Raw genomic sequence first — 12,767 nt, forward strand, 5'->3', positions numbered from 1 at the left:
GGGTTGATAGGCCGGAGATGGAAGCCTAGTGATAGGTGGAGTTGACCGGTACTAATAGGCCGAGGGCTTGTCCATAGATGCTCGCGTCCACTGTGTTTTTTCTGGCTGGCTGCCGAAGGAATGTCCCTCAGGGTGTTCCGGTGGTCATGGCGGAGAGGAAACGCCCGGTTACATTCCGAACCCGGAAGCTAAGCTCTTCAGCGCCGATGGTACTGCATGGGGGACCGTGTGGGAGAGTAGGACGCCGCCGGACATATCGCCCCAATAGCTCAGTCGGCAGAGCGTCTCCATGGTAAGGAGAAGGTCAACGGTTCGATTCCGTTTTGGGGCTCATAGCGTTCAGAGAAAACCCTCGCCATTCGGCGGGGGTTTTCGCGTGGGCCATGGAGACCCACGGCACCTCACATACGAAAGGGCCGAACCATACGTGGTTCGGCCCTTTCCTGTTTTCGGACTACTCGGGGATACGCAGCGTCAGAATGGCCATGTCGTCCGACGGGGCGTCCGAGGCGAAGCGTTCCACCGCGCGCAGCACCCGCGCGGCGACGGCGCCGGCGGTGAGCCCGGTGCAGTTGCTCAGCACGTCGGCCAGGCCGTCGTCGCCCAACATCCGGGTGCCCTCCCGCCGTTCGGTGACGCCGTCCGTGACGCAGAGCAGCACGTCGCCCGGGTCCAGCGTCGCCGTCTGCTCGAAGAGCTCCAGGTCGTCCATCACGCCGAGCAGCGGCTGGGGGCTCGCGGCCGACTCCACCGTGCCGTCGGGAGACAGCCGCATCGGCAACGGGTGGCCGGCACAGACCATCTTCAGCAGCGCGCCGCCCGAGGGCTGCGGCCACAACTCCCCGTACAGCAGCGTGAGAAAGCGCGCCCGCGGGCCCTCCTCCAGGATCGCCGCGTTGAGCCGCTCCAGCACCGCGGGGCCGCCGAGGCCCTCGCGAGCCAGCAGCCGCAGCGCGTGCCGCGCCAGCCCCGTCACGGCCGCGGCCTCCGGGCCCGTTCCGCACACGTCGCCGATGGCGAAGCCGTAGACGCCCTCGCGGATCGGGAACAGGTCGTAGAAGTCGCCGCCCACCTCGTTGCCCTCCCCGGCGGCGCGGTAGATGACCTCCACCTCGACGTTGTCGATCGCCGGCAACTCCGGGGGCAGCAGGCTGCGTTGCAGGGACTGGCTGATCGCCGTCCGCTCGCTGTAGAGCCTGGCGTTGTCCAGCGCCAGGGCGGCCCGGCGCGAGAGGTCCTCGGCCAGCTCCAGGATGTCCTGACGGAACCGCTCGTCCGTCGGCTTGCCGAGGGCCAGCAGCCCGATCACCCGGTTCCGCGCGACCAGCGGCAGCACCACCGTCTCACCGCCGACGGCCTGCGCCGTCGTGAGGCTGGTGCCCGGTGTCTCCGAGGGAGAGCGCCCACCGAGCGCGAGGCTGCGCAGCGAGGTGCGCAGGGCGGTGTTGCGCGCTGCGTCGGAGGGCGCGTTCCAGGGGCGCACGCCCAGCGCGAGATCCGGCGCGGGCGCCTCGACGCGCTCCAACAGGGCCTTGATGCCGTCGATCCGCTCCTCGTCCTCGTGCAGCACGTAGGAGAGCACGGGCTCCGAGCCCGGCTCGGGGATCGTGTAGACGGCGCACCAGGTGGCCAGAGTGGGGACGGTCATCTGGGCCATCAGCGCCAGCGTCTGGTTGCGGTCCAGCGTGCCGGCGAGCAGCTCGGACGCCTCGACGAGGAAGGCGAGCGAGCCCCTGCGCAGCCGTTCCAGCTCGGTGAGCCTGGCGGACTCGACGGCCAGGGCGATGCGGTCGGCGGCGAACTGGAGACGGAGCGCCTCCTCGTTGCTGAACCGCTCGGGGGTCTCGGAGGCGACGCCCAGGGAGCCGGTGAGCCGGCCCTCGACCTTCAGCGGGACGGTCACCACCGCGTGCATCCCCGTGCCGGACAGCAGCGGCACGGCACCCGGGGTGTGCGCCAGGTCCGGGTGGACCGAGGGCATCCTGGCGGAGCCGTATCGCCCGCTGCCGGTCTCCACGGGCACGCGGGCGAAGCGCTGGCGTGCCGAGGGCAGCCCGGTGGTCGCGCGGACCTCCAGCTCGGTCTCGTCGTCCGTGGCGAGCAGCAGGAACGCGGCGTCGCCGTCGAGCATGTCCCGGGCGCGTTCCACGGTCCGCTGGAGCAGGCCGTCCAGGTCGTCCGGCGGGGGAGAGCCGATGAGGGCGTCGAGCGAGTCGCCGGTGCGGTCGCGCGACTCGCCTCCGTTGCCGCCGTGCGACGGCAGCCGCACCGGGCTCTGGAGGATGGCGCGCTCGTGGTCGCGGACGATCAGGCAGACCGTGGAGGGCTCGCCGTGGGCGTCGCGGATGCGCAGGTGGCAGGCGTAGACGGGGACGGTGCGGCCCTGGGAGTCGCGGACGCCGTAGCTGCCCTCCCAGCGGGAGAGCAGCAGGGCCTCGGCGATGCCGGTGCCGGTGCCGGGGGTCTGCGGCCAGGCGGCGAGGTCGGCGAGCGGCTTGCCGACGACCTGCTCGGCCGTGTAGCCGAAGAGCTGCTGAGCGTCGTCGTTCCAGCTGGTGATGGCGTCGACGCGGTCGACCTCGACGACGGCGACGCGGACCCTGGCGTCGGTCTCCGGCAGCAGGTCGGCGGGGAGGATGGGGCCGGCGGTGCGGGTGCCGACGGCGACGGTCTGCTGGGCGAGGCGGAACCACACGCACTTGTCGGTGGTCGTGTAGTCGACGCCCCAGCGGTCGGCCAGCGCGGCGCAGAGCATCAGGCCGCGGCCGCCCTCGCTGTTGAGGTCGACGCGGCCCCGGGAAACCTCGGCGAGCGGCAGCTCGCGCTCCGGATGGCGGTCGACGACCTCGACGCGGACGCCCTGCTCGTCCCGCAGGCAGCGGACCTCGGCGGAGGTGCCGGCGTGCACCACCGCGTTGGTGACCAGTTCGCTGGTGAGGACGACGGCGTCCTCGATGAGCTCGGCGAGGCCCCAACCCTGGAGGGTGTCGCGGACGAAGCCCCGCGCGGTCGCGACCGAGCGTCCTACCGGCTCGAAGGTGGCCGCAGCGCGCGCGGTGATCACGTCACTCCCCCAATGGTCGTTCTCGGCACACTCGGGTGCCGTGGGCTGCTCGGGTGCCCAGGTTACTGACGTCCGGCGGCTCGGCGGACGGTGCGTCCACCGAATTCCCCCTGACCGGCAAATCGGTGGTATGCGATGCTGCCGAACTGTTATCGCCCGGTCCTTCCGGAGTGAAACACTGGGAGGGCCCGATGTGCAGTGCAGGGCGAGATGATCGACCCCCGTGGGAGGGACACAGTGGTGTCTGACGGAGCAGTGTCGCGAGGCCAGCGGCGAGGCCGGGCGGTGAAGCCCCGGCCGGGTGCCACCGTCGAGGTGGATGCCGCGGCGCTGAACCGACTGCTCTCGGCTCTGGAGTCGATGCGGGACGGTCATCTGCGCAAGCGCCTGACGGTCGCCGGCGAGGGCCCGATGGCCGAGATCGCCGCCGTCTACAACGAGGTCGCCGACCGCGGGCTCCAGCTCACCGGGCAGCTGACGCGGGTGCGTCGGGTGGTCGGCCGGGAGGGGAAGCTCTCGGAGCGGATGGAGACGGGGCTGTGCGAGGGCGCCTGGGCCAAGGCGATCGACGACGCCAACGACCTGGTCGAGGACCTGGGGCGGCCGGTCTCCGAGGTGGGCCGGGTGTTGACGGCGGTGGCCGAGGGCGACCTGGGACAGCGGATGGATCTGCGCGCCCAGTCGGACTCGGGGGTCGGCCGCCCGCTGCGGGGCGAGTTCCTGAAGGTGGGGCGGACGGTCAACGGGCTGGTCGACCAGCTGTCGGAGTTCACCGACGAGGTGACGCGGGTCGCCAGCGAGGTGGGCACCGAGGGCAAGCTGGGGGGCCAGGCCCGGGTGCCGGGGGTCTCCGGCACGTGGAAGGACCTGACCGAGTCCGTCAACACGATGGCGTCGCGGCTGACCGCGCAGGTGCGGGACATCTCGGTGGTGACCAAGGCGGTGGCCGACGGTGACCTGGGGCGCAAGGTCACGGTCCATGTGGCCGGCGAGATGCTGGAGTTGAAGAACACCGTCAACACGATGGTCGACCAGCTGTCCTCGTTCCAGTCCGAGGTGACGCGGGTGGCCCGCGAGGTGGGCACCGAGGGGCAGCTGGGCGGCCAGGCGCGGGTGGACGGGGTCTCGGGGGTCTGGAAGGACCTGACGGACTCGGTGAACCTGATGGCGGGGAACCTCACCGACCAGGTCCGGGAGATCGCCCGGGTGACGACCGCGGTGGCCGACGGCGACCTGGCGCAGCGGGTGATGGTGAACGCGCGGGGCGAGGTGGCCCAGCTCGCGGAGACCATCAACGGGATGACGGAGACGCTGCGCGGCTTCGCCGACGAGGTGACGGCGGCGGCCGTGCAGATCGGCACGCAGGGCACGCTGGGCAGCCAGGCGAAGGTGCCGGGTGTCTCGGGGCGTTGGAAGGACCTGACCGACTCGGTCAACATGGCGTTCCGCAACCTCACGGATCAGGTGCGGGACATCGCTCAGGTGACGACGGCGGTGGCGAACGGTGATCTGTCGCAGAAGGTGACGGTGGATGTCTCCGGCGAGATGCTGGAGCTGAAGAACACCGTGAACACGATGGTCGACCAGCTGTCGTCGTTCCAGTCGCAGGTCACGCGGGTGGCGCGGGAGATCGGCGACGAGGGCGCCCTGGGCGGGCAGGCGTCGGTGCTGGGGGTGGCGGGGGCCTGGAAGGACCTGACGGACTCCGTCAACACGGCGTTCCGGAATCTCACCGGTCAGGTCCGCAACATCGCTCAGGTGACGACGGCGGTGGCGAACGGTGATCTGTCGCAGAAGGTGACGGTGGATGTCTCCGGCGAGATGCTGGAGCTGAAGAACACCGTGAACCGGATGGTGGACCAGCTCTCCTCGTTCGCCGAGCAGGTGACACGGGTCTCCACCGAGGTGGGTATCGAGGGCAGGCTGGGTGGTCAGGCCCAGGTGGACGGGGTGTCGGGGACGTGGAAGGACCTGACGAACTCGGTCAACCAGATGGCCGACAACCTGACGGACCAGGTGCGGAACATCGCGCAGGTGACCACCGCCGTGGCGCGGGGTGACCTGTCGCAGAAGATCGAGGTGGACGCCAGGGGCGAGATCCTCGAACTGAAGAACACGGTCAACCGCATGGTGGACCAGTTGTCGCTCTTCGCCGACCAGGTCACCAGGGTCTCGCGGGACGTGGGCACGGAGGGCAGGCTCGGCGGCCAGGCCCAGGTGCCGGGCGTGGCCGGTGTGTGGCGCGACCTGACCGACTCCGTCAACGGGATGGCGTCGAACCTGACCGACCAGGTGCGGAACATCGCCGGGGTCGCGACGGCGGTCGCCCGCGGTGACCTGTCGCAGAAGATCACCGTGGACGCCCAGGGGGAGATCCTGGAGCTCAAGGACACGCTGAACACGATGGTCGATCAGTTGTCGTCCTTCGCCGAGCAGGTCACGCGGGTGGCCGTCGAGGTCGGCACCGAGGGCCGGCTGGGCGGCCAGGCGCGGGTGGACGGCGTCGCGGGCGCCTGGAAGGACCTGACGCAGTCCGTCAACAGCATGGCCAACAACCTGACGTCGCAGGTCCGGAACATCGCGGAGGTGACCACCGCGGTCGCGCGGGGTGACCTGACGAAGAAGATCACGGTGGACGCCAGGGGCGAGATCCTGGAGCTGGTAACCACCGTCAACACCATGGTGGACCAGTTGTCCTCGTTCGCGGAGCAGGTCTCGCGGGTGGCTCGCGAGGTGGGCACCGAGGGGCAGTTGGGCGGCCAGGCGCAGGTGCGCGGGGTGTCGGGGACGTGGAAGGACCTGACCAACAACGTGAACCTGATGGCCCGCAACCTGACCAGTCAGGTGCGGAACATCTCCGAGGTCGCGACGGCGGTGGCCAACGGCGACCTGTCCAAGAAGGTCACCGTGCAGGCGAGCGGCGAGGTCGCGCAGCTCGCCGACACGGTCAACCGGATGGTGACGACGCTGTCGTCGTTCGCCGCCGAGGTGACCAGGGTGGCACGCGAGGTGGGCACGGACGGCCGGCTCGGCGGGCAGGCGAAGGTGCCCGGGGTCTCCGGCACGTGGAAGGACCTGACGGAGTCGGTCAACTCGATGGCGTCCAACCTGACCGGTCAGGTGCGCAACATCACGCAGGTCACCACGGCGATCGCCAAGGGAGACCTGACCAGGAAGATCGACATCGACGCCCGGGGCGAGATCCTGGAGTTGAAGGACACCCTCAACACGATGGTGGAGCAGCTGTCGGTCTTCGCCGACCAGGTGACCAAGGTGGCCCGCGAGGTGGGTACCGAGGGCCAGCTGGGTGGTCAGGCGCGGGTGCCGGGGGTGGCCGGTACCTGGAAGGACCTGACCGACTCGGTGAACGAGATGGCGGGCAATCTGACCCGTCAGGTGCGCGGTATCGCCCGGGTCGCGACGTTCGTGACCAGGGGCGATCACAGCGTGCGGATCGACACCGACGCGGCCGGCGAGATCCTGGTGGTCCAGGAGAACGTCAACACGATGATCAGCAACCTGCGCGAGGCCACGCTGGCCAACAAGGAGCAGGACTGGCTGAAGAGCAACCTGGCCCGGATCTCGGCGCTGATGCAGGGCCGGCGGGATCTGAAGGACGTGGCGCGGCTGATCATGAGCGAGCTGGCGCCGGCGGTCACGGCGCAGCACGGGGCGTTCTTCCTGGCCGTTCCCGCCGACGGGGACCGGGACGTGGTCGCGGGTCCGGGCGAGGGCGGCGACTACGAGCTGCGGATGATCGGGTCCTACGGGTACGCGGCGGGCAGCCAGGCGATGTCCTTCCGGCCGGGGGAGTCGCTGATCGGGACGGCGGCGGAGGAGCGTCGTCCCATCGAGGTCGGGCCGACCCCGCCCGGTTATCTGAAGATCTCTTCGGGGCTGGGCGAGGCGCCGCCGGTGAACGGGATCGTGCTGCCGGTGCTCTTCGAGAGCCGGGTGCTGGGCGTGCTGGAGCTGGCGTCGTTCAAGCCGTTCACGCAGATCGAGCGCGACTTCCTGAGCCAGATGGCCGAGATGATCGCGACGAGCGTCAACACGATCAGCGTCAACACCAGGACCGAGATGCTGCTGGAGCAGTCGCAGGAGCTGGCGGAGCAGCTCCAGGAGCGCTCGGGCGAGCTGGAACGGCAGCGGAAGGCGCTTCAGGAGTCCAACGCGGAGCTGAAGCACAAGGCGGACCTGCTCGCGGAGACCAACCGCAACATCGAGGTGAAGAACTCGGAGATCGAGGAGGCCAGGCGCGGGCTCCAGGAGCGTGCCGAGCAGTTGGCCGTCTCGATGCGGTACAAGTCGGAGTTCCTGGCGAACATGTCGCACGAGCTGCGCACCCCGCTGAACTCGCTGCTGATCCTGGCCAAGCTGCTGGCGGACAACGCGGAGGGCAACCTGTCGCCGAAGCAGGTGGAGTTCGCCGAGACGATCCACGGCGCGGGCTCTGATCTGTTGCAGCTGATCAACGACATCCTGGACCTGTCGAAGGTCGAGGCGGGCAAGATGGACGTCAGCCCGACCAGGATCGCGCTGGTGCAGCTGGTGGACTACATCGAGGCGTCGTTCCGGCCGCTGACGGCGGAGAAGAGCCTGGAGTTCTCGGTGCGGGTCTCGCCCGAGCTGCCGTCCACGCTGAACACGGACGAGCAGCGGCTGCTCCAGGTGCTGCGGAACCTGCTGTCGAACGCGGTGAAGTTCACCGAGACCGGTGCGGTGGAGCTGGTGATCAGGCCGGCGGGCGGCGAGGTGCCGGACTCGATCAGGGAGCAGATGCTGGAGAACGGCTCGGTGCTTTCGGCGGACGCGCAGCTGATCGCGTTCGCGGTCTCGGACACCGGGATCGGTATCGCGGCCAGCAAGATGCGGGTGATCTTCGAGGCGTTCAAGCAGGCGGACGGCACGACGAGCCGCAAGTACGGGGGCACGGGGCTCGGGCTGTCGATCAGCCGGGAGATCGCGCGGCTGCTCGGCGGCGAGATCCACGCGGCGAGCGAGCCGGGGCGGGGGTCGACGTTCACGCTCTTCCTGCCGCTCCAGCCGGCGGAGCTGCCGCCGCCCGGCTACGGGCAGTTGACGCCGGGGCAGGGGGGCGCGGAGGGGGCGCGGGCGCTGCCGCCGCGGCCGAAGAACCGCATCAAGGCGCTGCTGGCGGCGCCCGAGGAGGAGGCGGAGGCGGAGGACGGGGCGGAAGGCGCGCTTCCCGTCGTGCCCGGCGCGGTCGGTGACGCGGAGGCGCAGCGCCGGCGGGCGTCGGCGGCCGCGGAGGAGGCGGCGGAGTCGCTGACCAGGCGCCACCGTGGCCGGGACCGGCAGGAGTCCGGTGGGGCGGCCGAGGCGGAGCCGGCGGCGGAGGTGACCGGCGAGGTGGTGCCGGCCTCGGCGGAACCGAGGGACTACCGCAGGGAGTTCCAGGGCCGGAAGGTGCTGATCGTCGACGACGACGTGCGGAACGTCTTCGCGCTGACCAGCGTGCTGGAGGGCAGCGGCATCGTGGTGCTCTACGCCGAGAACGGGCGGGAGGGCATCGAGGTCCTGGAGTCCAACGAGGACGTGATGCTGGTCCTGATGGACATCATGATGCCGGAGATGGACGGCTACGCCACGACCGAGGCGATCCGCAAGATGCCGCAGTTCGCCAAGCTGCCGATCATCGCGCTGACGGCGAAGGCGATGAAGGGCGACCTGGAGAAGACCATCCAGGCGGGGGCCTCGGCGCACGTGACGAAGCCGGTGGATGTCGCGGAGCTGTTCTCGGTGATGGCAGAGTGGGTCGACAACGGCGGCGGGGAATGATCTGTCACGCTCATCCCGGATGTGGAACCATCCGGGGTGAGCAACCGTTTTCCCGTTGCGCGCAGTTCAGTTCGCAGGGGCTTTCGGGGGCGTGCTATCGTGACGCAGCGCGATGCACCAATCACCCGTTGGTCTGAGCGTTGAGTGCTGGACGGGCGAACGAGTTACTGCCGGTACGGTCGAGGTCGCAGCCGGAGCGTTGTCAGCCTCTCGTGTGAGTCGCGGGGGTTCCCGACGTTGTCGCACGTTTGGGGCGACAACCGGGGTCTGCTGGCAGTGGCGCCAGCGGTGATGTCAACATGTCCGGCACAGGACCGGACGGCGTGAGGGTGCCGTCCACGACGGCGGCGCCTCCGGGGCGCCGCAGGGGCGAGGAGGACGGGCCATGGTGCAGAAGGCCAAGATCCTCCTGGTCGATGACCGGCCCGAGAATCTGCTTGCGCTGGAGGCGATCCTTTCAGCGCTCGATCAGACACTGGTCCGGGCGTCGTCAGGGGAGGAAGCGCTCAAGGCGCTGCTCACAGAGGACTTCGCGGTCATCCTGCTGGATGTCCAGATGCCGGGGATGGACGGCTTCGAGACCGCGGCCCACATCAAGCGCCGTGAGCGCACCCGCGACATTCCCATCATCTTTCTCACGGCGATCAACCACGGTCCCCACCACACGTTCCGGGGCTACGCGGCGGGTGCCGTCGACTACATCTCGAAGCCGTTCGACCCGTGGGTGCTGCGTGCCAAGGTCTCGGTCTTCGTCGATCTCCACATGAAGAACGTGCAGCTCCACGAGCAGGCCGTGCTGCTGCGCCGGGAGTTGGACGCCGGTCAGGCGCAGGGCGAGGGCGACCGGGGCGCGGGCGGGCTGCTGCCGGAGCTGTCCGCGCGGTTGGCGGCCGCCGAGGAGCAGGCGGAGGCGCTGTCCAAGGAGTTGGCCGAGTCGGGCGGTGGCGCCGCGGTCTCCACGGCCGCCCATCTGGAGCGCAAGCTGTTCGGGTTGCGGCGGGCGCTGGACGCGTTGCAGCCGGGGTCGGCCGAACCCAAGTCGGTGGAGTCCCATCAGGGTTGACAGGCTGTCGGCCGGTCGCGGCCGGCCGTCCGCCGGGGTCGGTGGGCGTTCGGGGCACGTGTTCCGTGCCCCGGCTGCCAGACCCCGGTAGCCTCACCCCCATGGCCCCATCCACCTCCGGCAAGGGTTCCGCCGGCGCGCGCGGTGCCCGGAAGCCGGCGCCCGCCAAGAAGGCGCCGGCGAAGAAGTCCGCCGCCAAGAAGGCGTCGGCGAAGAAGCCGCCCCCGAAGCCGGCGCCGCCCAGGAACCTCGCGATGCGCGTCGTGCGCGGTGTGTGGCTCGGGCTGGCGCGCCCGCTGGGCCGTGTGCTGCGCGGCATAGGGCGCGGCGCCAAGGGCCTGGACCCCGCGCACCGCAAGGACGGCGTGGCGCTGCTGCTGCTGGGCCTGGCGCTGGTCGCGGCGGCCGGCACCTGGTCCAACCTCCAGGGGCCCGTCGGCGACCTGGTCACCATGCTGATCACCGGGGCGCTCGGCCGGCTCGACCTGGTCTTCCCCGTGCTGCTGGGCTTCGTCGCCGTGCGGCTGTTCATCCACCCCGAGCGGGAGGAGGCCAACGGCCGGATCGTCATCGGCCTGACGGCGCTGCTCATCGGCGTGCTGGGCTTGGTCCACGTCTTCACCGGTGCCCCGGGGCGCAGCGAGGGCGCCCAGGCGTTGCGGGACACGGGAGGCCACATCGGATGGGCCGCCTCCCGGCCGTTGATCCTGGCGATGGGCGAGCCGCTGGCGATGGCCCTGTTGACGCTGTTGACGGTCTTCGGGCTGCTGGTGGTCACGGCGACGCCGGTCAACGCGATCCCCCGCAGGCTGGGGCAGGGGCTGACGAGGCTCGGGGTGTGGGAGCCCTCGGGTCGGTCCTCGCACGACGGGATCGACGACCGGCCGGTGGAGCGCGCCCCGCGCGGGCGGCGGCGGGGGGACCCGGACGAGTGGGACGACGCGCCGGAGCCGGACGAGACGGACTGGTCGGTGGGGCAGGGCGCGCCCGCGTCGGGCCTCAGCGGGGCGCACGCCGAGAAGCGCGCGCTGGAGTCGCGCCGCAAGCGCCGGGGTGCACGCCGCTCCGGCTCCGACCCGCTGGAGGTGGCTGCGGAGGCCGCCGCGGCGCTGGACGGCGCGGTGCTGCACGGGGTGCCGCCTTCGCCCTCGGTCGCGGACATCAGCAGCCGGATCTCGGCCGGGGAGCGTCGCAAGGCGACGGGGGCGACGCCCCCGGACGCCGGGGAGTCGGCCGCGCACGGGGCGACGGGCGGGGTGCCCGACCTGACCAAGCCGGCGCCCGACCCCGCCGAGCCCCTGCCGCCGCGCGCCGAGCAGCTCCAACTGGCGGGCGACATCAGCTACTCGCTGCCCTCCGTCGAGCTGCTGAGCAGGGGCGGCCCCGGCCGGACCCGCAGCGCGGCCAACGACGCGGTGGTGGAGTCGTTGAGCACGGTCTTCACCGAGTTCAAGGTCGACGCCCGGGTCACCGGCTTCACGCGGGGGCCGACGGTCACCCGTTACGAGGTCTCGCTGGGCCCCGCCGTCAAGGTGGAGAAGATCACCGCGCTGACCAAGAACATCGCGTACGCGGTGGCCAGCCCGGACGTGCGCATCATCAGCCCGATCCCGGGGAAGTCGGCCGTCGGCATCGAGATCCCCAACAGCGACCGCGAGATGGTCAACCTCGGGGACGTGCTGCGCACCACCGACGCCATGGGGGACGGGCGCCCGCTGCTGGTCGGGCTCGGCAAGGACGTCGAGGGCGGCTATGTGACGGCCGACCTGGCACGGATGCCGCACATGCTGGTCGCCGGCGCCACCGGTTCCGGCAAGTCGTCCTGCGTCAACTGCCTGATCACCTCGATCATGATGCGGTCGACGCCGGAGGAGGTGCGGCTGGTCCTGGTCGACCCCAAGCGGGTGGAGCTGACCGCGTACGAGGGGATCCCGCACCTGATCACCCCGATCATCACCAACCCGAAGCGGGCCGCCGAGGCGCTCCAGTGGGTGGTGCGCGAGATGGACCTGCGGTACGACGACCTGGCGGCGTACGGGTACCGCCACATCGACGACTTCAACGCGGCGGTGCGCGCCGGGAAGGTGAAGGTCCCGGAGGGCAGCGAGCGCGAACTGGCGCCGTACCCGTACCTGTTGGTGATCGTCGACGAGCTGGCCGACCTGATGATGGTGGCGCCGCGCGACGTCGAGGACGCCATCGTGCGCATCACCCAGCTCGCCAGGGCCGCGGGCATCCACCTGGTGCTGGCGACCCAGCGGCCGAGCGTGGACGTGGTCACCGGTCTGATCAAGGCCAACGTGCCCTCCCGGCTGGCGTTCGCGACCTCCTCGCTGGCGGACAGCCGGGTCATCCTCGACCAGCAGGGCGCGGAGAAGCTGATCGGCAAGGGCGACGCGCTCTTCCTGCCGATGGGGGCGAACAAGCCGACGCGGATGCAGGGCGCCTTCGTCACGGAGGAGGAGGTCGCCCAGGTCGTCGAGCACTGCAAGGCGCAGATGGCGCCGACCTTCCGCGAGGACGTGACGACGGGGACCAAGCAGAAGAAGCAGATCGACGAGGAGATCGGCGACGACCTCGACCTGCTGTGCCAGGCCGCCGAGCTGGTGGTCTCGACGCAGTTCGGCTCGACGTCCATGCTCCAGCGCAAGCTGCGGGTGGGTTTCGCCAAGGCCGGCCGGCTGATGGACCTGATGGAGTCGCGCGGCGTGGTCGGGCCGAGCGAGGGTTCGAAGGCGCGGGACGTGCTCATCAAGCCGGACGAACTCGATGGTGTGCTCGCGCTGATTCGTGGGGAGTAGCAGCTTAGGGGCCGACTTCACGGAGGGCACCCACCCG

Annotated in this window: 4 protein-coding genes, 1 tRNA gene and 1 rRNA gene; 5 read left to right on the forward strand and 1 reads right to left on the reverse strand. The window is 70.5% G+C overall.

Annotated features, from left to right (window positions below):
- Nucleotides 1-136 precede the first annotated feature (136 nt).
- Together rrf and CRP51_RS19685 are read left to right on the forward strand one after the other, a co-directional pair.
- Nucleotides 137-253, forward strand: a 5S ribosomal RNA gene (rrf, locus tag CRP51_RS19680).
- 5 nt (nt 254-258) lie between these two features.
- A tRNA-Thr gene (locus CRP51_RS19685) sits at nt 259-331 on the forward strand.
- Nucleotides 332-454: 123 nt separating this feature from the next.
- On the opposite strand, the gene CRP51_RS19690 is transcribed toward CRP51_RS19685, so the two are convergent.
- Nucleotides 455-3,064 (reverse strand): SpoIIE family protein phosphatase, encoded by a 2,610-nt coding sequence (locus tag CRP51_RS19690; RefSeq protein WP_170970615.1) that lies wholly within the window; start codon nt 3,062-3,064, stop codon nt 455-457.
- 360 nt (nt 3,065-3,424) lie between these two features.
- On the opposite strand from CRP51_RS19690, the gene CRP51_RS19695 reads away from it, so the two are divergent.
- The 3 genes from CRP51_RS19695 to CRP51_RS19705 all read left to right on the forward strand — a co-directional run bounded on the left by CRP51_RS19695 (nt 3,425) and on the right by CRP51_RS19705 (nt 12,730).
- Nucleotides 3,425-8,866 carry a hybrid sensor histidine kinase/response regulator gene (locus CRP51_RS19695; protein ID WP_245880700.1) on the forward strand — a complete coding sequence of 1,814 codons (5,442 nt, stop codon included), beginning with the start codon at nt 3,425-3,427 and terminating at the stop codon, nt 8,864-8,866.
- A 385-nt stretch (nt 8,867-9,251) separates the two neighbouring features.
- Nucleotides 9,252-9,929, forward strand: a complete 678-nt coding sequence (locus CRP51_RS19700) for a response regulator (protein ID WP_097232597.1) — start codon at nt 9,252-9,254, stop codon at nt 9,927-9,929.
- Between the two features lie 101 nt (nt 9,930-10,030).
- Nucleotides 10,031-12,730, forward strand: coding sequence for a DNA translocase FtsK (locus CRP51_RS19705; RefSeq protein WP_097232598.1), 2,700 nt, complete (start codon nt 10,031-10,033; stop codon nt 12,728-12,730).
- The last annotated feature ends 37 nt before the right edge of the window (nt 12,731-12,767 follow it).

Source organism: Streptomyces zhaozhouensis, assembly GCF_900230195.1.
GTDB lineage: Bacteria > Actinomycetota > Actinomycetes > Streptomycetales > Streptomycetaceae > Streptomyces > Streptomyces zhaozhouensis.